This window comes from Spiroplasma endosymbiont of Agriotes lineatus, assembly GCF_964019485.1.
In the GTDB taxonomy this organism is placed as follows: Bacteria; Bacillota_I; Bacilli_A; order Mycoplasmatales; family Nriv7; genus Nriv7.
The window spans coordinates 713,258-735,372 of record NZ_OZ026448.1 but is presented as its reverse complement, the minus strand read 5'-3'; the positions used below and the strand labels follow the sequence as shown (position 1 = coordinate 735,372).

The 22,115-nt window shown below is 25.4% G+C and carries 24 protein-coding genes and 3 pseudogenes; 6 read left to right on the top strand and 21 right to left on the bottom strand.

The features are described 5' to 3' along the window. Positions 1-150: 150 nt before the first annotated feature. From AACK93_RS04715 to AACK93_RS04685, 7 genes and pseudogenes are all read right to left on the bottom strand, one after another. Positions 151-1,268, bottom strand: a protein-coding gene (locus AACK93_RS04715) for an IS3 family transposase (protein WP_339023934.1) whose coding sequence is annotated in 2 segments (ribosomal slippage) — positions 151-1,025 and positions 1,025-1,268 — 1,119 coding nt in all. Because the reading frame shifts where the segments join, the coding sequence is not laid out codon by codon here. Between the two features lie 64 nt (positions 1,269-1,332). Continuing rightward, positions 1,333-1,596, bottom strand: a complete 264-nt coding sequence (locus AACK93_RS04710; RefSeq protein WP_339023933.1) for a hypothetical protein — start codon at positions 1,594-1,596, stop codon at positions 1,333-1,335. 819 nt (positions 1,597-2,415) lie between these two features. Beyond that, positions 2,416-3,366, bottom strand: coding sequence for a DNA-binding protein WhiA (whiA, locus tag AACK93_RS04705; RefSeq protein WP_339023932.1), 951 nt, complete (start codon positions 3,364-3,366; stop codon positions 2,416-2,418). A 29-nt stretch (positions 3,367-3,395) separates the two neighbouring features. Then, complete coding sequence (gene trxB, locus AACK93_RS04700; RefSeq protein ID WP_339023931.1) at positions 3,396-4,340, bottom strand: thioredoxin-disulfide reductase; 945 nt, start codon at positions 4,338-4,340, stop codon at positions 3,396-3,398. Next, positions 4,324-5,544: a prolipoprotein diacylglyceryl transferase gene (locus AACK93_RS04695; protein WP_339023930.1), complete on the bottom strand. Its 1,221-nt coding sequence runs from the start codon at positions 5,542-5,544 to the stop codon at positions 4,324-4,326. Before AACK93_RS04695 ends, trxB begins: the two co-directional genes overlap by 17 nt. A 30-nt stretch (positions 5,545-5,574) precedes the next feature. Then, a complete protein-coding gene (gene hprK, locus AACK93_RS04690; RefSeq protein ID WP_339023929.1) occupies positions 5,575-6,507 on the bottom strand; it encodes an HPr(Ser) kinase/phosphatase in 933 nt (310 codons plus the stop codon). Between the two features lie 140 nt (positions 6,508-6,647). Then, a pseudogene (locus AACK93_RS04685) lies at positions 6,648-6,908 on the bottom strand (IS3 family transposase); the annotation flags it as partial. Here AACK93_RS04685 and AACK93_RS04680 point away from each other — a divergent pair. Continuing rightward, a complete protein-coding gene (locus AACK93_RS04680; RefSeq protein ID WP_339023928.1) occupies positions 6,859-7,128 on the top strand; it encodes a hypothetical protein in 270 nt (89 codons plus the stop codon). The pseudogene AACK93_RS04685 and the gene AACK93_RS04680 overlap by 50 nt on opposite strands. A gap of 38 nt (positions 7,129-7,166) precedes the next feature. Further along, positions 7,167-7,826: pseudogene (locus tag AACK93_RS04675) on the top strand (IS256 family transposase); the annotation flags it as partial. A 79-nt stretch (positions 7,827-7,905) separates the two neighbouring features. Here the strand turns inward: AACK93_RS04675 and yihA are convergent. The 3 genes from yihA to AACK93_RS04660 form a co-directional block, all read right to left on the bottom strand. Further along, on the bottom strand, positions 7,906-8,490 hold the full coding sequence (gene yihA, locus AACK93_RS04670; protein WP_339023927.1) for a ribosome biogenesis GTP-binding protein YihA/YsxC: 585 nt from the start codon (positions 8,488-8,490) through the stop codon (positions 7,906-7,908). 316 nt (positions 8,491-8,806) lie between these two features. Further along, a complete protein-coding gene (locus tag AACK93_RS04665; RefSeq protein WP_339023926.1) occupies positions 8,807-9,514 on the bottom strand; it encodes a UPF0236 family transposase-like protein in 708 nt (235 codons plus the stop codon). Positions 9,515-9,839: 325 nt separating this feature from the next. Next, on the bottom strand, positions 9,840-10,196 hold the full coding sequence (locus AACK93_RS04660) for a UPF0236 family transposase-like protein (protein ID WP_339023925.1): 357 nt from the start codon (positions 10,194-10,196) through the stop codon (positions 9,840-9,842). A gap of 239 nt (positions 10,197-10,435) precedes the next feature. Here AACK93_RS04660 and AACK93_RS04655 point away from each other — a divergent pair, with 239 nt between their 5' ends. After that, positions 10,436-12,439 (top strand): PQQ-binding-like beta-propeller repeat protein, encoded by a 2,004-nt coding sequence (locus tag AACK93_RS04655; protein ID WP_339023924.1) that lies wholly within the window; start codon positions 10,436-10,438, stop codon positions 12,437-12,439. A gap of 175 nt (positions 12,440-12,614) precedes the next feature. Next, a pseudogene (locus AACK93_RS08130) lies at positions 12,615-12,743 on the top strand (IS256 family transposase); the annotation flags it as partial. A 75-nt stretch (positions 12,744-12,818) separates the two neighbouring features. Here the strand turns inward: AACK93_RS08130 and AACK93_RS04650 are convergent. The 11 genes from AACK93_RS04650 to AACK93_RS04600 all read right to left on the bottom strand — a co-directional run bounded on the left by AACK93_RS04650 (position 12,819) and on the right by AACK93_RS04600 (position 17,799). Continuing rightward, positions 12,819-13,331: a hypothetical protein gene (locus AACK93_RS04650; RefSeq protein ID WP_339023923.1), complete on the bottom strand. Its 513-nt coding sequence runs from the start codon at positions 13,329-13,331 to the stop codon at positions 12,819-12,821. A gap of 560 nt (positions 13,332-13,891) precedes the next feature. Then, positions 13,892-14,218 carry a hypothetical protein gene (locus AACK93_RS04645; protein WP_339023922.1) on the bottom strand — a complete coding sequence of 109 codons (327 nt, stop codon included), beginning with the start codon at positions 14,216-14,218 and terminating at the stop codon, positions 13,892-13,894. 3 nt (positions 14,219-14,221) lie between these two features. Further along, positions 14,222-14,470 (bottom strand): hypothetical protein, encoded by a 249-nt coding sequence (locus tag AACK93_RS04640; protein ID WP_339023921.1) that lies wholly within the window; start codon positions 14,468-14,470, stop codon positions 14,222-14,224. Positions 14,471-14,472: 2 nt separating this feature from the next. Continuing rightward, complete coding sequence (locus AACK93_RS04635) at positions 14,473-14,868, bottom strand: hypothetical protein (protein WP_339023920.1); 396 nt, start codon at positions 14,866-14,868, stop codon at positions 14,473-14,475. A 3-nt stretch (positions 14,869-14,871) separates the two neighbouring features. Continuing rightward, a complete protein-coding gene (locus tag AACK93_RS04630) occupies positions 14,872-15,261 on the bottom strand; it encodes a hypothetical protein (RefSeq protein ID WP_339023919.1) in 390 nt (129 codons plus the stop codon). A 27-nt stretch (positions 15,262-15,288) separates the two neighbouring features. Then, on the bottom strand, positions 15,289-15,858 hold the full coding sequence (locus AACK93_RS04625) for a hypothetical protein (RefSeq protein WP_339023918.1): 570 nt from the start codon (positions 15,856-15,858) through the stop codon (positions 15,289-15,291). A 24-nt stretch (positions 15,859-15,882) separates the two neighbouring features. Next, complete coding sequence (locus AACK93_RS04620; RefSeq protein ID WP_339023917.1) at positions 15,883-16,053, bottom strand: hypothetical protein; 171 nt, start codon at positions 16,051-16,053, stop codon at positions 15,883-15,885. A gap of 97 nt (positions 16,054-16,150) precedes the next feature. Beyond that, positions 16,151-16,285, bottom strand: a complete 135-nt coding sequence (locus AACK93_RS04615) for a hypothetical protein (protein WP_338968593.1) — start codon at positions 16,283-16,285, stop codon at positions 16,151-16,153. A gap of 11 nt (positions 16,286-16,296) precedes the next feature. Continuing rightward, complete coding sequence (locus AACK93_RS04610; RefSeq protein ID WP_339023916.1) at positions 16,297-16,527, bottom strand: hypothetical protein; 231 nt, start codon at positions 16,525-16,527, stop codon at positions 16,297-16,299. 561 nt (positions 16,528-17,088) lie between these two features. Beyond that, positions 17,089-17,271: a hypothetical protein gene (locus AACK93_RS04605; RefSeq protein ID WP_339023915.1), complete on the bottom strand. Its 183-nt coding sequence runs from the start codon at positions 17,269-17,271 to the stop codon at positions 17,089-17,091. Positions 17,272-17,472: 201 nt separating this feature from the next. Next, the gene (locus tag AACK93_RS04600; RefSeq protein ID WP_339023914.1) at positions 17,473-17,799 is read right to left on the bottom strand and encodes a hypothetical protein; all 327 of its coding nucleotides are present in this window, start codon (positions 17,797-17,799) and stop codon (positions 17,473-17,475) included. A 201-nt stretch (positions 17,800-18,000) separates the two neighbouring features. Here AACK93_RS04600 and tig point away from each other — a divergent pair, with 201 nt between their 5' ends. Both tig and lon read left to right on the top strand, forming a co-directional pair. After that, the gene (gene tig, locus AACK93_RS04595; RefSeq protein WP_339023913.1) at positions 18,001-19,281 is read left to right on the top strand and encodes a trigger factor; all 1,281 of its coding nucleotides are present in this window, start codon (positions 18,001-18,003) and stop codon (positions 19,279-19,281) included. A gap of 393 nt (positions 19,282-19,674) precedes the next feature. Continuing rightward, positions 19,675-22,062, top strand: coding sequence for an endopeptidase La (lon, locus tag AACK93_RS04590; RefSeq protein ID WP_339023912.1), 2,388 nt, complete (start codon positions 19,675-19,677; stop codon positions 22,060-22,062). Positions 22,063-22,115: the final 53 nt, after the last annotated feature.

The following is a 22,115-nucleotide window of genomic DNA, read 5'->3' as shown; positions in this document are numbered from 1 at the left end:
TTATGCCCACTAAACTATAAAATTCATTTTTATATTTGTGTTTATCTAACATTTATACTTCTCCTAAAAAATAATATTATCAAAATAGTAGATAAAATTAAAGGTTATGAAGTCGGTTGCGTGGATCGGCAACCCTTTTTAGGACAATTTTTATATAGACATTTGTTTTCTAAAAGTAACTGGAGATAAATAATTTAAACTGCCATGTATTCTAAGATTATTGTATCAATTAATGTAATCAAATAATTCAAGTTCTAATTGCGCAAGATCATTGAATTTTCTACCATTAATAAATTCTGTTTTAAAAACTTTATAAGTTGCTTCAGCAACTGCATTATCATATGGACAACCCTTCGCACTCAATGATCTTTGAATTTTAAATGTAGATAATAATTGATCAATTATATTATTTTTAAACTCATTACCTCGGTCGGTATGAAATATTTCAATTTTTGATAATGATCTAGCAATTCGCATAATAGCTTGATAAACCAACTCCGTATTTTTATTTGGTCCGGAACTATAACCAACAATCTCGCGATTATACAAATCAATTAGGAGACATACATAAAATCATTTAAAACCTACTTTTATATAAGTTAAGTCACTAACGATAATTTCATTTATTTTTCTATTATTAAAGTCTCGGTTTACAATGTTATTTACTGAATCATTATTTACTTGAATATTTTTGCATTTAAGTCTTGTTTTTGTGTACTTTGATATCAAATTATTGTTTTTCATAATGTTTCTAATTTTGCGTCTAGATAGGTTAATACTTTTATGAGCTAATACTACTTTGATTTTTCGAGCTCCATAGACTTGGCGGTTTTCGTTAAATGCACTGGCACTGATAATTTCTTGATTATAATTATTCACTATTTTTCTTGTGTATTTATTAATTTGATAATAGTAATTGGATTTTGAAATATTTAATAATTTACACATTTTTCTTATCGAATATTTTTTCTTATTGCTATTAATTATTGTTATTTTTTGGCCATTATCAGCGCGGCTTGCTTTAAAATGTCATTTTCCATTTTTAAGTCTTTAAGTTCTTTTCGTAAAGTTATTATTTCATTTTCTTCTAGTGTGCGATTGTCTTTTGCTTTAAATGAACCAGAATTATTATAATTTTTAACTCAACTATAAATAGTTGGTTTTGGTAAATTATATTCTTTCCCTAAATTAATAACACTTTTGCCATTTTTGTATAGCATGACAATTTGTTTTTTAAATTCTTCAGAGTATGAGGTTTTATTTCCCATTTTTATATTCCTTCTTTCTTAATAATTTCGAAGTCTATATAATTATGGCCCAACTTATTGTAGCCTATCCAAAGATTTGATTGTATTGTAATTTACTAATTTTATTTAACTTACGATAACTACCACCGATCCCGGTGGTAGTTTTAGTGGCATGTAAAGTATAATTTGTTTGTTTTGCTACTAAAAAATATAATGGTTGCATATCAGAAATAATAATTAAATTTTTGTTAATTAATTCTTTATTCATATTTTTAATAATTCATTGTTTTTGTGAGTGCGTGGCATTAGTTGATTTAACATAAATATTGTTATTACTATCAGTTGTCATTTGAATACAGCATTTAGCATTAGTTGAAAATGGGTTAAGGTAAACTTTACGATTGTCATTTGACTTTTTGAAATTACCTTTATGGATTTCTTTAATAAATGTTTCATCGATTTAGATTTGATCAGATAATTTATTAAATTTTAATTGTGTATTTTTTAATTGTTTTGATTTCGTTAATTTTTGACGATTATATCAAGCAGTTTTTATTGTGGTTTTAATAAAGCGCGAAATTGTTTTACTAGATTGTCCTAACAATGAGATTTGAATCAATAAATTTCCTTGCTCATAATTTAAATGGCTTCAATAAATAAAATAATGAAGAAAGGCATCAAAACTAGCTCGACATTTTTTACATAAATATTTTTGTTTTCCTTCTAAATAATTATGGTCATTTTTAACACAATGACAAGATTCACAATTAGGGCATTTAATCCCTTTGTCCCTAAATTTTTGATCAATTTCATTTAAAAATTTTTTTTCATTAATTCTGTTTGCTATTTTATTTTTTCATAAAATTCTAAAAATTGATCGTCTGTTAAAGTATTTATTAATTCTTCAATTATTTTTCCATATGTTATTTCCTCTTTTATATTAAAAATATATCTAATTTTAAGTATATTCAATAGACTTGGTACATAACCTTTAATTTTATCTACTATTTTGATAACATTATTTTTTAGATGAAGTACAAATGTTAGATAAACACAAAGATAAAAATGAATTTTATATTCTAGTAGGTATAAAATGTTATAGTTATGTACCAAGTCTAATAAATATCAAGAGTTTTCTACAAAATTAAAAAAACATTTTATAGTATATTTAATTGTCATCAGAATCAATGCTTTTAAGCACTAAATAACTATTTTTGATTTCACGCATCATATGATTTATTCCTGATTTAGAAATCATACCGTTATAAATATTTTCATATAAATCGCAAAGCTCATTTAGCGAAGCTTCAGGATTATCTAACCGTAAATTAGCAATTTGTTGAGTTTTTAACGATAACTTTAAAAAATAATCATTTTCTTTTAAAAAATTAATCATCTTAATTTGTTCAATAGCAGCTTTATTAGTTTTTTGCTGATTAGAAATCTCAATATTTGTTAAACGGTTAATACTATTATACATATCCCGTGAAATCCGTTCATTTTCAAACGATAATAGTGAAAGACTTGCATCAATTAATTTCAAAAAATCAGCAATTTCAGTTGATTTTTTTAAATAAATTAAAGGTTTTTTACGACGATAAATGCGTTTAAATTTAAAACCAAAACTATTTATTAGTAATTGTAACTTCCGAATAAAAAAAATATCAATTCCTTGGATTTCTAAATGATAATTACTAATCCTTGGAGAATTAACACTACCAGTAGCAATAAATGCTCCCGCAATAAATGCTCTTTTTGATATCTCACTCGTTAATCTTTTAAAATTAACAACCAATTCATTTCGTTTAATATCATAACTAATATCTTTATCATTAATGATTAAAGAAATAATATGTGAAAGATCTAACTTATATATAATAGTTTTAATTCCCGTTGTCAAAATTTTTGGATTATAATTATAAATTTCAGCAATTAATTTTTTAACAAAAATAGCAACGGTTTTATTAGAACATTCAAAAATTAATTGCTTACTATTAAATATCGCTAAAGATTTTATTAATCCCAATAAAATAGCTTCCTTTGCCGGATGACTAAATTCCTTTTTCATAATTTCTTGCTTAACAATTTTAGAAAAAGATATCACTATTAATCACTCCATTCATAAAACTGCTATTAATTAATTATCTGTTACAATTTTAACTGATCTAAATATTTTATTGCTTCTTGAGCAGCAATCGCACCGTCACCAACAGCAGTAGCAATTTGTCTTAAAACTGTCTGACGAACATCACCAATCGCAAATATTCCCAAAACACTAGTATGCATTATTTCATTAGTAATAATATAACCATTTTCATCACAAATTTTCAAGTCTTTAACAAAATTAGAAATTGGTGTTGAACCAATATAAGGAAAAATTGCACTAGCATCAATTACTTGTTGCTCTTTTGTTGCAGTATTTTCAATGACAACTTGCTCAAGAGAATTTTTACCAACAATTTCTTTAACAACATAATTTAATAATCATTCAATTTTATTATTATTTTGAGCAATTGTTAATGCTCCTTTCGAAGCCCGAAATTCATTTCGGCGATGCACTAAATATAACTTTCTAGCAAACTTAGTTAAATATATCGCTTCTTCAATAGCAGAATCGCCTCCGCCAACAACAACAATATCCTTATTACGAAAAAATGCCCCATCACAAACCGCACAGTAAGAAACTCCGTGACCATATAATCTCTTAGCGCCATCCACCAATAACTCATTTTCAACCGTTCCCGTAGCAATAATAACTGCTTTAGCAGACCATATTTTACCATTTTCACCAGTAATAATCTTATTATCACCATCGGATGCAATTTCAATATTCATTACCTTAGTAGCTTCATATTCAGCGCCTAATTTTCTAACTTGCATATCCATTGTTAATGACAAGTCAGGACCTAATATTCTATCAAAACCCGGATAATTTTCAATATCATAAGTTTTTACCATTTTCCCTCCGGGAGGACCTTCATTAATAATAAGCACTTTTAACTCCGCGCGACATGCATAAATCGCACTAGTAAATCCACCAGGACCAGCACCAATAATAATTAAATCATAATCAGTATTAATATTGTTTTTCATATAATCATCTAATTTGTCTTCATTTATGAACGCTAATAATTTGTGCAAAAATTAACAAAATAATTCCGATAATAACACCAATTCCTAAAAATATATAAGTACCCACATAATCATAAGGAAATAAAATATCACTTTCATCACGAAACATTTCTAAAATAATTCGCACCATACTATATATAACTACATAACTACCAGCCTGAACGCCAACTCGCGTCATTCAATATTTATCCGGATTAGCATTTTTTTCTAAAGGCTTAGCATCTTGAGTTCATAATTGTTTAATTCTTATTCATTGATTTTTAAATCATCGTTCCATAAGTCTAAAAAATGGATTATTAGCTTTTAAATGCGGTTCTGGATATTTTCTTACCACCGTTAACTTTTTTATTTTACTCGGAGTTTGTTCAAAATAAGCTTGATTTCAACAATTTAACTTTCAAAGACGATAATAATAAAGTTTTTTAAACGGTGTTGCTCAATTTTTTTCACTCTCTAATAATTCCACATCTTTTTCTCAAAGCGGAACAAATTTTTTAGGGTACTTCTTTCAAGGTTTAACACTATTTCACATACCAATTTTAGGAATAACAAAAGTAATTAGTACCCAAGAAAATAAATTAACTAACGATTCATACAAAAACAAAGGATGACGAACAATATCAATTCCTTCAGCTGAACTACCGTCCGCATTAGCTTTTCTTAAATTTTCTAATAATCAATCAGGTAATCAATTTAATGAAGTCGTTATCTGTCCTAAAAGTTCATGATTAAAAAAATTACCTCATCGACCAATAACTTGCCCTAATAAAATATTTGGAATAATGGCATCAGCAAATATTCATAAAGATATTTCATATTTTTTAGAATAATGCCGAAATCAAAAATAACCAACAATAACACCAACAATAACACCACCATGAACTGCTAATCCTGGTTCTCAAATCATAAAATAACCTCAAAACCCATACTGATCAATAACAGGACTATTAATTTTTCCGATAATTGAAGAACCAAAAATTGCACTCGGAACAATTAAAAAAATACTTCATTCAAATGGTTCAGTCGGAATTTCGCGGCGCTTTAATTTAATCCAAGAAGCTAAAATCGAAACAATTATTCCTAAAAGAATAAAAAGCGAATAAAATCTTAAAATACCATTAGTTCCCGGAATTTCATTAGGTACTCAATTTGAAAATACATTCATCATTTTTACTTTTACACTTAAACCTTTCTCTTATGTTTTAAGTTCATTATCAATTCGATTAACAAATATCTCAGAACTATTTATACCTTCATTATGTAACTTAATATTAATAACAGCCGCTTCAATTAATTCCGAAATATTTCTTCCTAAAGTCACCGGAATCGTAATTGCTGGAATTTTAATACCAAAAATTTCTTCTCTATCAATTTCTGTTTGTACACGATTTAAATTAGCAAAATACTCGCTATCAGCCAATTTTAAATTAATAATAATATCAATATCAGTAACTTCCAAAGTTGTTCTTGAACCATACATTTTTGTTAAATCTAAAATTCCAATGCCTCTAATTTCAATACGATGTTTTAATTTTTCATCACTACGACCAATAACTTTATTAACATATCTTTGCAAGACAATCGCATCATCACCCACAAACAAATGTCCTTTTTTAACTAATTCTAAAGTATTTTCTGATTTTCCAATTCCACTATCACCTTTAATTAAAACTCCTAAACCATAAATATTAATTAACGATGCATGAAACATTTCCATTGGTGCTAAACGATTATCAATGTAACTAACAATAAGATTATAAAATTCATTAGAAGAATAATTAGCCTCAATAACAGGAAAATTTATTTCTTTAGCATATTCTACTAATACCGGCTCATTAAAACGAATACTAGTAAAAATCGCCGGAACATCTTGATTAATAAGTTTCTCGTAACGACCCTTTCGTTCTGATGCTGGTAACTTATTAATATATTCGTTCTCTTTACTACCTAATAAAACAATTCGATGCTTACGACTAGTTTCATCAGAAATAAAACCTGTTAATTCTAATCCCGCACGATTAATGCCCCCAATTTCAATTTCTCGTTCCAGCGTTTGTTCATCACCAGATAATAATGATAAATTAAATTTTTCCACAACCTCTCGTAAAGTTAATACTTTTTTATTCATAATAACATCACCTATCATTTCATATAATTTATGTTTTCTACTAAATATAATATCATAAAATTGATAAAGAACACACCCAAATAACAACGGCCGCGTTTAGTTTTCTTAGATATTTTTAGAAAAAGAAAACTAAACGCGGCCTAATTTAAGCTACCGTGAATTCGAATATTGTTGTATCAATTAACAAAATCAAATAGTTCGTATTTTAATTGTGTTAAGTTTGTAAATTTTTTACCCTTAATAAATTCTGTTTTAAAGGTTTTGTAAGTTGTTTCAGTCACAGCATTATCATAAGGACAACCTTTATTGCTTAATGATCTTTTAATGTTAAAAGTTATTAAAATTTCATCAATGATTTTATTTTTGAACTCATTACCACAATCGGTATGAAATAAAGTTATTTGTTTATTAATTGACTTGTTTAATCGAGAAATAATTGGATATAATGCCGGACCAAAACGATCCTGTCCAAAATTCTGTGTCTTGATAATTCATTCTGAATTCTATTCAGAAGAAGTAGAACAAAAAATTATAAAAAAGCAAAAACTCCCTGATACAATTGATAAAGTTGCTGATTATTTTTTAGAAGTAAAATTTGAAGACAGAGTGAATCTAGGTTAATTACTTAGAGACACAATTAATTGGACAGCCCCATTTATTTTTTTGCCTTAGAAATTAATTTAGATGGTTTAAAAGATATTTTAGGAATGTGAATTAGTGAGAATGAAGGAGTCAAATTTTGACTTAATAATCATCTTACGGAAATGAAAAATCGTGGGTTACAAGATATTCTTGTTGTTTGTAGTGATAATTTAACAGGAATGTCCGATGCAATAGAAGCTGTTTTTCAAAAAACATAACATCAATTATGTATTGTTCATCAAATTCGCAATAGTTTAAAATTTGTTCCTTACAAAAATCGCAAACTTGTAGCTAATGATTTAAAATCAATTTATACAGCAATTAATGAAGAAATAACGTTAGTTGCTTTAGATCATTTTTCTGAAAAATGAAATAAAAAGTATCGACAAATTACTAAATCATGAAAAAATAACTGAAATAATTTAATAATTTTTCTTGAATATCCCCAGGAATTTAGAAGGATTATTTACACAACTAATGCGATTGAATCTATTAATAGTCAACCAAGAAAAGTAATTAAGAATAAAAAGATTTTTCCTAATGACGCATCAGTTTTTAAAATATTTTATTTAGCATTTCAAAATATGGTTAAGAAATGAACGATACCAATTCAAAATTGGGGTAGTGCAATTTCACATTTAATAATAAAATTTGAAGATAGATTTAATTTAAGTTAATTACTTAAATAAACAGTTAATTAATTGTGCAGTCCAGTCCCCTTAATTCCATTTATAATCTTACCTCTAAACTTAGTTTTTAAATATATTCAGTAATTTTTTCAAGAACAGCATCATAACCAACTTTACTAATACTTGATGTTTTAATAATGTCAATATCATTAATAATCAGCAATGTTTCTTTAATTATTTTTTCTTGCTTTCTAATATCATTTTTCTTTAGTTTATCTAACTTCGTAGCAACAATGAGAATATTAATATTTCGTGCTTGTAAAAAGCTAAACATTAATAAATCATCATTATTAGGAATTCGTCTTAAATCTAATAATAGGATTGCTAACTTTAAATTTTTTCGTGATAATAAATAAGTATCCATCATTTTAACAAATTCTTTTTTAATACTCTTACTTATTTTTGTAAAACCATAACCCGGGCAATCAACAAAACGAAATTCATTATCATTAATGGCAAAAAAATTAAGCATTTGTGTTTTACCGGGCGAACTAGACACCTTTGCTAATTGTTTATTATTACATAAAGAATTAATAAATGTTGATTTTCCAACATTACTTCGCCCTAATAACAATACTTCACTAATCTCATCATCAATTCATTGTTTCTTATTAATAGCACCTTTAAAAAACACACTCTTAGTAATTTTCATTGTTTTCACCACTTTTATTTTTTAAAACTAAAAATGAAATAATTTTTAATTTTATTAAAATTTTACATTGTGCTTAAAATTTTATCGTATAAAATAAAAATATGCAACTATTTAGGTTTGTAAGGGCCGCGTTTAGTTTTCTCTTGGGTATTGCTTTGAAAAAGTAAAACAATCAGCTAATTATATTATTTAATTACTAAAATAACCCTGCCTTTCTTGTTATTGTCATTTTTATCCATCATGATTTTATCATATTATTGAATTTTTACACAATAAAAAATTATTAATTTTATTAAATTTTCACTAATATTTTTACTTACTTAAATGTAATATATTTATTTGTATATACAATGTTGCCTTTATTAATTCAACTATCATCATTTTTATTATTATATTTATTTCATAATGAATTTTTATATATTTCTTTTCTGATTTCTATTTCTGAATTAATATTTTCATTAATATAATGTAGTACATTTAATTTGTTTAAATTTGCCATTCTTAAATATAATAAATTATTTAAATTCTTATGATTATATATTTTTGCTCCATATCCTAATTGTTGTTTTATTAAATGTGATACATCGCTTTCAATGCTACAACCAATATTTCATTCTAAATTTTGATGATGAATACCTTGCTTATTATTACTGAAATAATTACTCGCCTTTCTTAAATTTATTTTAATATCTTTATTTAATTCATTTTTAGCAATATTACGAATAATTTTGATTAATTCTTGATGATTTCCATCCTTATATAATCTAATTCAACTATTTAGTGTTACTTTGCGATTTTCAAAAATAATATTAAATGCAGTTTGTTTTAATTTTTTAATAGCGTGATAACCATCTAAAATATATCTAACATTACCGAAACTATTGGCAATTTCTCTAATTCAAGAATCACTATCACCACAAACAATTATTTTGTCATAATTAATATTAACATAATGTTTTTGCAATTCTTTAATTAATAAATCACGATAATCCATCGTATTTATTCGTTTACCAACTTTTAACATTAGAAAATGACCTCGTTTGTTTTCTAATTCTCTACGAGCGTTTTTGTAATTTTTTTCTTTATGTCCGGTATGAAAAGTAACTAAATGAATTCTTTGGTCTTGTTTAATTTTATGATCTAATGTCGCTAAAAATGTCTCATCTAGTTGAATATATAAATCCTTATTTTTGACATCAATTCTAGTTTTAGTTTCTTTTTCTGCTAGTTGAAAATATTCAGCAATATCGTATTTATTTAAAATACTTGAAATACTAGCTTTTGAAATATAACAATGATTTAAAGCATCTTAAAACATCGCGATATCGTTTTACCATCACCTAAAATACTTAAAACTTTAAATTGAACATCAAAATAAATGCATTGTTTTGTTTGGGCAATAAACCAATTTCTTTATCTAACAAACATACATATTCAAATTTACCTGATTTTTGATTTCAATATTTATATCGGCGTCGTTTAAAAGTAACATCACCAAAAATTGTAATAATTTTTCTTCAAGCAAAATGAACTGCTTTATAACCTTGTTTTAACCGATAATGATATTTATATAAGCATTCATCTAATTTTTCATATTCATTGGCTAATTGTTCACATTTATTGGTGTACATATTTTTATGGGTTGTAAATAAACTAAATCAATGCTTATTTTCTGGGGTTTTTAAATTATTATTAATTTCTAACATAGAAAAACCACCTTTCTTGGTATTAATTTTAATAAAGTTAAATTTCATTAGTTTATTTTTCTATTTTAATGATAATTTTTTCTAGAATTAGTGTTCAATATTCTAAAAAATGATAAAAATTTTATTTTATAGTTTATAATTAAATTCGTATTAATTTAAAATTTATAATTTTAAGTGGAGGCGATAATTACTACAAAAATTTATTAAATTAGCAAAAATTCACAAAAAGGATTTAATAAATGAAAAAATTACTAGAAATTTTAGGAACAATAACAATAGCAAGTAGTGGAATAGCGGGAATTGTTTGTAATGCACCTGTCCAAACACAAGAACAACAAACTAAATTAGAAAACATAAATTATAAAAGACAAAAACGAAGCAATAATGAAAATAATAAAATAAATAGAACAAAAATTGCTATTAAAACAAAATCATTCATTTTTTCTTCTGGAATATTATTAAATAATAAAATATATTTTGGTTCAGCAGATCATAATGTTTATGAGTATGACCTCGCCACAGGACAACAAAAAATTATTATTACAACAAATGGAGGAATTTGATCTTCTGGTGCTGTATTAAATAATAAAGTATATTTTGGCTCAGAAGATCATAATGTTTATGAGTATGACCCCACTACAGGACAACAAAAAATTGTCATTAGAGCAAATGATTGAATAAGATCAGTGGGTGTTAGTTTAGTTTTCAACAACAAATTGTATGTTGGTTCAGGTGATCATAATGTTTATGAGTATGACCCCGCCACAGGACAACAAAAAATTGTTATTAAAGCACAAGACTCTGTTCAATTTTCTGGAGTAGTATTAAATAATAAAGTATATTTTGGTTCTGTTGATCATAATGTTTATGAATACAATCCAATAACAAAGCAACAAAAAATCGTTATTAGAACAGAAAATGAAATTCATGGTGGTGGAACTACTTTAAATAATAAATTGTTTGTTGCTTCAGATGACCATAATGTTTACGAGTATGACTCCGCTACAGAACAACAAAAAATTGTCATTATAACAAAAGGAAAAATTAGATCTTCTGGCGCTGTATTGAATAATAAAGTATATTTTGGCTCATGAGATAAAAATCTTTATGAATACGATCCAATAACAAAGCAACAAAAAATCGTTATTAGAACAGATTCAACAATAAATTACTTATCTGAATTAAATAATAAAATATATTTTGGTTCAGGTGATAATAATGTTTATGAATATAGTGAATATTATTTAAATGCAAATTTAGAACAAATTAATAATAACTCTGATAATGCAATTTTAAATGAACTAAATTATTTAAATCCTGATTTAGATATTTCACAATTAGAAATTATTAGTAAAACAAATAATTCAGCTATAGTAAAAATAAAAGATAATTTAAATAATAATATAAAAATACATTATTCAATTGATAATCAACAAAATAAAATTATTAATTTAAATGAATTGCTTAAAAAAGCATTATTTTTTAAATTTCAAGATGAAAATCCAAATTTAAAATTTAAGGAAATAAATTATATTGATACTAATAATTTAAATTTTTCAAATACTGAAATAACAAAACAAGAAAATTCATTTTTATGATCTAATGTTCCTAAAAATGTATGTTCTGATAGAGAAATTATCAATAAAACTCCAAATACAAGATCATTTAATGTACCCGCTTGTGAATATAATTCAAAATCAAAATTAGTATTTCAAATTACAACAGGATTAACTAAAACAAAACAAGAAAATAAATTAAATGGTTGAAACATAAATTCTGATGATGAAATGAAATTAACGGATTTTACAAATATAAATAATAAAAATTCTGAAATCATTAATGTATTATCAAATGAATTTGATTTATCAAACACAAATAAACAAGAACAAGAAATGATTTTAAGTATTTTTAAGGAACCCGCTGATAAATTTGAACTTAATCCCAATGAAAAATTAAAAATTACTTATCCAGTAAGAATAATTACATCTAAAGTTATATTAAATTTAAAACAAAAAATTACAGGAAATATTACTGCCAAAATAATTGATGATAACAATAAAGAACAAATAGTTACATTATCAATTAAAGAAGCGATGCAAATATTACAAAAATATAGCTTATTGCCAGATGAAATTAATATAGATAAAAACAATGATAACATAACTTTTAATGGGGAAGCATTTTTTTCATCAGAAAAAGAAGGGCCAGTAAGAACAAATACAGTTACTACTTTAGAACAATAACTTTAATTGAAACAAGCACAACAAGTTTGAATTTCTTGTAAAAATAAAAAATATTCAAACTAGTAATTAATTAAAATTACTGGTTTTTATTTTGTCAAAATATAAAAAATGAAAAAGTTGTTTAGTTGTCCAAAAGTGTTTGTTATCGTAAAAAGTCATCTTTCTTTTGGCAGTTATAGTTTTTAAAATATGCTATTTAGCATTTCAAAATATGACTAAAAAATGAACAATGCCAATTCAAAATTGGAGTAGTGCAATTTCACATTTAATGATAAAATTTGAAGACAGAGTTAATTTAAGTTAATTACTTAGAGACACATATAAAATTGTACAGCCCCTAGAAAAAAACCACGCTTCCTGAATAGTAAATTTTACCAGTTTAATTATTTTTAAATTCAGTTTTAAATTCTAATATTTTTCATTTTGCATATCTTTCATTTTTGTTTCATTCTTGTACTTTCATTTTTATGTTTTTTAATTTTTTATTTTGATACGATAAAAAATCTTTATTTTCTCAATATCTTGGTTCACTGTTTTTTTCTCAATTTAAATCATATTCTAATGATTTTAATATTGGCAATGTAATCTTGTCATTTTTGTCAACATAAAATTCTCAATCATTAAGTTTCATTCGTGGAGGCAAGTTTTTGGGCATAAATTCATTTTCTACATTAAATTTTATTTCTCATTTTTGATTTCACTTGCTATTGTCATCTTTTGATGATTTAAGTGTTAATTTTGATTTTTTTAAGTTTAATTCGTATGATTCATTATTTTGCCTTTTGCTTCTAATTAGTGATTGTGTTTTTGTTTTATCATTGTTAATGTTTTGGGGAATAGTAAAAATGTTATTGAAACTAATAATTAACACGGTAAATATTTTCATAAACATTTTTATCACTCCTTTTTAAAATATTTTATTTTTCATTATTCTTTTTTCTTTAATTTTTTTAATAAGTCACTCAATGCTACAGTTTATAACTACTGCTATTGTAATGCATATATCTAAATACCTTAGTATCATAAGTGAAATTAATGCTTCAAATTTTTCATATAATAATTTCAAATCATTAATTTCTAATTTTAAAAATGGAATGAAAAAGATAGTAATCATAAAAATGTAAGGTAAAATTTTTCATCAATATTTTTTTAAAGAATTAATGAGTTTGTTTGATTTCATTTTTTAAGGCTTTTTTTGCTTTAATTTTTTGAATAATAAAAACGGATTAATTTTTTAAATTGAATTACAAAATATATTGTTCCGCCTCATCAAAAAACAAATATTCCCGCTAGCAAATGACACTATTGAACTTCTCGAATAAATCGACCATCTCTCTTTATTCATAAAATCATTAAATTCGTTACTTGTTCCAGTTATTCATTTAGTATCGATTACTGTTAATGCACAAATTAACAAGCTTATAAAGATAAAAATGATACTTAATACTATTTTTAACCACTTTTTTTAAAAGAATTTTTAATTCTTAATTTTAATGGCATTTTTTCTTTTGAATTATCTTTTTTAAATAATTTTCCTAAAAGTTTTTTCATTTTTATTCTCCTTTCGTGTTTAAAAATTTTTAATTTTTGGTTTTTAATTATTAAGTCTGATTTTTGATTAATATGAATAGTATTTCACTTTTCTAATTCTAAAATTTCTTTATTTTTTTCCATTATTATGTATTTAAGAATATTAACACTATTTTCTAATATGGCATTAGCAATTTTTAATTTGTCATTCTCTGTTTCTAATTCTTGTTTTTTAGTTCATTTTTCCATTTTTTACCTACCTTTAATCACAATAAATAAAGCAATAAGTACACAAGTGACACCAAGAATGGTGAAGATTGGATGTTGCGAAAATGTCCGAACCATTGGTTTAAATAGTTCTAAAATTGTTAAATTGCTAGTAATAAACTTTTGGAAATTCGCAAGGCTTTCGCTAATATAGTTTGTTAAAGTTTCAAAATGACTACCAGCTAAAAGTCCAAGAACAGTTATTAAGATAAAAATAATAATTAGTTTGAACATATTTATTTACTTTTTTGATTTCACGATTTGAAATTTTTATTTTGTCTAACTGTAACTGTGGTAATTTGACCGCTTTTTTTGTGGTGAAAATTACCGACTTGTTTGTCTTGTTTGTTGATTCTAGCGGATATCTCTTGGTGGTGTTTTTTAACTTTTCCTCATGCACTTAAACGCCCACTATTTTTAACTGCATATCGGCGTTCTCGCTCTAAATTAACTTGTTGACTACCAATACCAAATCCAAGAATAATTGCCATAAGAAATTCTACAGCCAGCATTAAGAATAAAGGAAATATTAGTTGAATTTTTGTTCCTGGTACTTCAAGACTTCAAATTAAATCAAAAACTTTATAAAGCATTTGGGCAAGAAAGTCGGCCATTTTTGCAAGATTTTCCATTTTTTATTGTTCCTTTTCTTTCATTTTTCTTAAAAATTTGCTAAATTTATCCATTTTTAAGTATTCCAAGTCTTCTAAATCAATTGCCGTGTCAGTATAATATTTATCTTCATAGTCAGGATTAATTTTTGAATTTAAGTAATCTCTTAAAAACGCTAGGTAAAAAGAATTGTAAGTGTTAAGTATTGGTAGAGGAATTTTTAGTTTAAAAAAATAAATATCAAGTTCAGTAATATCACGATATTTAATGCGACGACCTTTTTTACTATTTTTAGCATCAATTAAGGTGTTTCGTCAGCGTTCATATTCTTCAATGTTCGTAACAGTACCATAGACAACTTTTAAGTAGGGACGAAAAATATTAACGGGTTTTTTACGAATTGCTACAATCACATTATTGGCAATATTACGAACTTTAACTTAAATATGTTTATCTCTTTGACCGCTAGCGAGAACAATATGACCAAAATGCCGCGCCAGAGCAAAATACTCTTGGATACCGGTTTCTTCGTTTTTGGTATTATTTTTTTCTCAATCTGTTCCTTCTAAAAATAAATTGGTTTCATCTCACAAAAGTAAGGTTTTGTCTGGCAATACCGGATAATCAAAGTCTAATAATCCCATATGTCCTAAACTTAATTTTTGGGTTTCTAGTAATGGGAAGGTTGATGCGATATGATATTTCTTCTTTTTTAGTAATTTTGAGGCGTATGCTAGAAAAGCAGTTTTTCCAGTTCCTAATGAACCAATAACAATATTTAATGGTGAATTTTTTAAAAAATTAATAACTTTGTTAATTTGTGTTAAATTACTGATTTTAAAAAGGAAAATTAAAATACAACCTGCTAAAAATAAATAACTTACAATGTTTTTAAAATAACCGTTGTAAATGTATCAAATTGCTCCGCAATGTCATAAAATTAAAAATGAGGTGCGATTTAATTCAATAAAATGATTATTTTTTTCTATTATTCATTTGCAAAATTTCATCTTGCACCTCACTTTATTTTTTTGTTAGCGAACTGCTCCAAGTAATTTTTCAAACATTTTAAAGCAAATAAAGAATATTGCCAAAATAAATGGAAAAATGAATATTCAGTAGTCAGCAAAGAAGTTACCGACTTGTGGCATATTAACAGCAATAATTTCTCACATTTTAGTAAACGTTGTTATATTGCATTTCATAATTTAGTCATCGCGTCACTAGCTGTTATTTTTTCTACTTTTGCAGGAGGTGCATCGGCCAAGAAAGTTCCAATCATATAATCCACTCCCTTTCTCTTTAAAACATTCATCATTTATATTCAAAGTTTTTCTTAAATTTGTTAAAACCACGATTAACCTTAACACGATTATATTTTTTCCTAATTAATTTTGAATTTCTTTGGGAATGCATCACAATATAACTTCTTGACATTAATTTTTTCCCTATCTAAATACTGATATGGTTTTTCAAAGGAGCATTAGAATAAATCACACCATAATCGCTGTTAAAAATCAAAAAGCAATGTTTGCTATTAAAAGTCAAAGTGGTGCTTCGATTAATTTAATTTCTTCGCCACCACTAATATGAGCTGGAATAGTTATAATTTGAATAAATAAATCTCAGAAAGTTTGTTTAATTTGTTCTCAATTAAATTCTTTTAAATTTGCTGTCATTTTTTATCTCCCAAAAATCATTTTTATTGGTAAATACATAATTGAAATTAAGGCGAAAAGAAAAGTAATGATAGGTCGCGTTTAGTTTTCTTAGGTATTTTTTTAAAAAGAAAAAATAATCATTTACTATAAATTATTTCAATATGCAAATTAAGTATATATTTCTTATGTATGATTTTTGTTGTAAAAACTTATTTTGATGTTGTTTTTATAAGCGTTTTCTTTAGGTTTTATAACCTTTTATTGAGATTACGTTTGTTGATATTAAATATTTTGTTTTATTACTTATTTTTCAAATAAAATGATAATTAAATTGTGATTATTTTTCTTTCAAAATTATTTAAATCTCTGAAAATAAAAATATCAACATAAGGGTTTAACTCCAAACTAATAAACAGCGATATTATATTTTAATGTATAAAAAAGTTAAAGTAAAAAATAGTAATTTTACATAAAAGCCTTTTAAAATTGTCAAGTTGATGATTTTTTTATTTTATCAATAGTTTTCGACAAAATTAAAAAAAATTATTAATTTTATTAAATTTTCACTAATATTTTTACTTACTTAAATGTAATATATTTATTTGTATATACAATGTTACCTTTACTAATTCAACTATCATCATTTTTATTATTATATTTATTTCATAATGAAGTTTTATATATTTCTTTTCTGATTTTTATTTCTGAATTAATATTTTCATTAATATAATGTAATACATTTAATTTGTTTAAATTTGCCATTCTTAAATGTAATAGGTTATTTAAATTCTTATGATGATATATTTTTGCTCCATATCCTAATTGTTGTTTTATTAAATGTGATACATCACTTTCAATGCTACAACCGATATTTTATTCTAAATTTTGATGATGAATTTCTTGCTTATTATTACTGAAATAATTACTCGCCTTTCTTAAATTTGTTTTAATATCTTTATTTAATTAGTTTTTAGCAATATTACGAATGATTTTGATTAATTCTTGATGGGGATTTCCGTTCTTATATAATTTAATTCAACTATTTAGTGTTGCTTTGCGATTTTCAAAAATAATATTAAATGCCGTTTGTTTTAATTTTTTAATAGCATGATAATCATCTAAAATATATCTAACATTACCAAAACTATTGGCAACTTCTCTAATTCAAGTATCACTGCCACCACAAACAATCATTTTATCATAATTAATATTCACATAATGTTTTTGTAATTCTTTAATTAATAAATCATGATAATTTATCGTGTTTATTCGTTTGTCAACTTTTAACATTAAAAAATGACCTCGCTTGTTTTCTAATTCTCTACGAGCATTTTTGTATTTTTTTTCTTTATGTCCGGCATGAAAAGTAACTTGGATATGGATAGGTTACAATAAGTTGGACCATATTTATGCGGGCTTTGCTAAAGTTTAATTGTATTTAGTAATTAATCAAGGGTATAATTAAATAGTTGAAATATAGGAGGATGTTTGATGAAATTTACAAGTAAAAAAAATATTGAAGAAAATAAAGGAAAATATATTATTGAATTTGAAGAAGAAGAATGAAAAGATATTATTAAAAAGGTAACAAATAAGTTGAAAGCCCATTTACAAATACCAGGTTTTCGTAAAGGCAAAGCGCCAGAAGAGATGGTAGAAAAATATTTAAGTAATGAAAAAATTTTGAATAAAGCTCATGATGTTGCAGCTGATAAAGCGTGAAAATTTGCTTTATTACAAGACGATCCATTGCAACCTTTTAATCAGCCAAGTTGAAATATCGATACTTTATCAATGGCAAAATATATTATTTCTTTTGAATTTGATTTAAAACCAGAAGTTAAAATTGAAAAATATACAAATATAAAAATCGAGAAAATGGCAAATATTGTTAGTGATGAGGATGTTAATCAAACACTTATTCAATTACAACAAAAATCAGCTATTTTAGAAATTAAAGAAGATAAGATTGCTAATGGTGATGTTGTTATTTTTGATTTTGAAGGGTTTAAAGATGGTAAGTCTTTTGCTGATGGAAAAGCTGAAAATTTTAGTTTAGAAATTGGTTCAAAAAAGTTTATTCCTGGTTTTGAAGAACAAATGATTGGATTGATAACTGGTGAAGAAAAGGATTTACTTGTATCTTTTCCTAAAGATTATTTAAAACCAGATTTAGCAGGAAAAGATGTGACTTTTAAAGTTAAGATTAAAGAAGTTAAAAATAAGATTGTTCCAGAAATTAATGATGATTTAGCAAAAGATGCTAATATTGATGGCGTTGAAGATTTAACACAATTAAAAAATTTTATTAAAGAAAATTTGATTAAGCAAAATGAAGAAAAAATTAAAGATGAGTTTATTAATAATTTATTATTAGAAATTTCTAAAACAGCAACGATTCATATTCCTGAATCAGCTATTGATAAAGAAGTATTAGATCTTCAAGGTGAGTTTGAGCAAAAGTTAAAAGAACAAAATATTGATTTAAAACAATATTTGAAATTAACTAAATTAACTGAATTAGATATTAAAAAAGAGTTGCGAGGCGATGCTAAAGCAAAAATTAGTCATTATTTAATTTTAGAAGAAATTATGAATCAAGAAAATATTCAAGTTAATAACGATGAGGTAGAACAAGAAATTTTTGAGTTTGCTAAGTTTTATAATATGACACCAGAAGAAACTAAAAAAAAAATTATGGATACCAGCATTGTTGAAGAAGGTTTAAAACGTCGTAAATTATTAAATTTTCTTTATGAAAATAATGGATAAAATGAATTTAGCACGTTCGCGTTTAGTTTTCTTAGATATTTTTAAAAAAAGAAAAAATAATCATTTACTATAAATTATTTCAATATGCAAATTAAGTATATGTTTATTATGTATGATTTTTGTTGTAAAAAATTATTTTAATGTTGTTTTTATAATCGCTTTCCTTGGTTTTTATAACCTTTTATTAAGATTATGTTTGTTGATATTAAATATTTTGTTTTATTATTTATTTTTTAAATAAAATGATAATTAAATTGTGATTGTTTTTCTTTCAAAATTATTTAAATCTTTTCCTACCTAACAAAACTTTATGCGTCTATTTAGCACTTTAATATTGCAAGTGCTAAATTTTTATTATATAATTAATTAAATATGTTTTACGGAGGTATCATAATGATAGATAAAGAACAAATAAAATCTTTAGAAAATATTCCTGTTTTGGTTACAAGAGGTAGTTATATTTATCCAGGATTTGAACAGGTTTTAGAAATTGGTCGTAATAAATCATTAAAGACTATTGAGGTGGCTAAGGATAATTTTGATAGTCAAGTTATTTTAGTATCACAAAAAAAACCTTTAGATGATGAACCAACAATTGATGAAATATTTGATGTTGGAGTTATTGCTAATTTAAAAATAAAAAAAGTTTGAGAAGAAGGTTCGTTTACGGTTAATTTTAAGTCACTTAATCGAGTTAAATTACTAAATTTAAAAGATAACGGCACTTATTATGAAAGTGATATTGAGGTTTTAGAATCAAATCAAGAGGGTAATATTGAAGATTTAGTGCAAAAAATTACTAATAATTTAACAGGATTATTGGAAATGCAAGAAGGTCTTCCTGAAAATATATTACAAGAGATTAAGGTAAATGTTAATAGTAGTCCTGGAGAAGTAATTGATGCATTAGCACAGTTTTTACCTTTTTTACCATTAGATAAAAAACAAGCTATTTTAGAAGAGCTGAATATTGAACAACGCTTGAATCTTTTAATTGATAATGTTAATAGTCGAAAGCAAACTGGTGAAATTGATCAAAATATTTCTGAAAGAATTAAAGTTAGAATTGATGAACAGCAAAAGAAATTTTATTTACGAGAAAAACTTGAAGCAATTAAAGAAGAATTAGGCGAAATTGATGATGATAATAATGAGATGAAGAAATATTTAGATCGTCTTGAAAAAGAGCCATTTCCTGAGAATATTAAACTTCGCGTTAAAGAAGAAATTAATCGTTATGAAATGATGCCACAAGCATCAAGTGAAGCTAATATTATTAGAACATACATTGATTGGGTAATGGCGATTCCTTGACATGAAGAAAAGAAAGAAATTGAGGATTTACCATTTGCTTTACAAACTTTAGATAAATATCATTATGGTTTAGAAAAAGTTAAAGAACGAATTATTGAACATTTGGCAGTTAAACAAATGACTAAATCATTAAAAGGACAAATTATTTGTTTAGTAGGTCCTCCCGGAGTAGGAAAAACTTCACTTGCTAAGTCAATTGCTGAAGCAACAGGAAGAAATTTTGTGAAGTTATCGTTAGGTGGTGTTCGTGATGAATCAGAAATTCGTGGTCATCGAAAAACATATATTGGTTCAATGCCAGGAAGAATAATCCAATCAATGAAACGAGCTAAAAGTATTAATCCTTTATTTTTGCTTGATGAGATTGATAAGATGGCTAATGATTATCGTGGAGATCCTGCTAGTGCGATGTTAGAGGTATTAGACCCAGAACAAAATTTTGAATTTTCTGATCATTACTTAGAAGAAAATTATGATTTATCAAAAGTAATGTTTATTGCTACGGCTAACTATATGGAAGATATTCCCGAACCATTATTAGACCGAATGGAAATTATTCAATTATCATCGTACACAGAAATTGAAAAAATGGAAATTGCTAAAAATCATTTAATTGTTAAAGTATTGCAAGAGAATGGTTTAAATGAACAGTTATTAAAATTTGAAGATGGAGCAATTAAAGAAATTATTAAATATTATACTCGTGAAGCTGGTGTGCGACAATTAGAGCGATATTTGCATCAAATTGCAAGAAAGTTTATTGTTCGTTATTTAGCTAAGCATTTAAGTGATGAATTAGTGAATATTGAAAAGGTTAAGCAATATTTGGGTAAACATAAGTTTGAATATACTGAAAAAGAAGGAACAGCTCAAATTGGTGTTGCTACTGGTTTAGCATATACTACTTTTGGTGGTGATATTTTATCAATGGAAGTAAATTTCTTTACTGGTAAAGGGCAATTAGTTTTAACGGGAACTTTAGGTGATGTTATGAAAGAATCAGCAAATATTGCTTTGGATTATTTAAAAGCTAATAGTAAGAAGTTTAATATTGATTCTGAGTTTTTTAGTAATAATGATATTCATATTCATGTTCCTGAAGGGGCAGTACCTAAAGATGGTCCTTCAGCCGGGATTACAATAACAACAGCAATAATTTCTGCTTTAACTAAAAGACCTGTATCTAGTGATGTTGGAATGACTGGAGAAATAACTTTGCGAGGCAATGTTTTACCGATTGGTGGTTTAAAAGAGAAATCGATTTCTGCTCATCGCAGCGGGATTAGTACAATTTTAATACCTGATAAAAATATGAAAGATTTAGATGATATTCCTAATGAGGTTTTAAGTGAATTAAAAATTATTCCTATTAAACATTATGAAGAAGTATATGACTTTATTTTTAATCTTAATTCAACAATAACACCAACTGATGTTCTTACTGATACTGTAGCAGTTGCCACTTAATTACAAAGATAATTTAAATACTATGAAGAAATTCTTTATAATATTTTTTATAT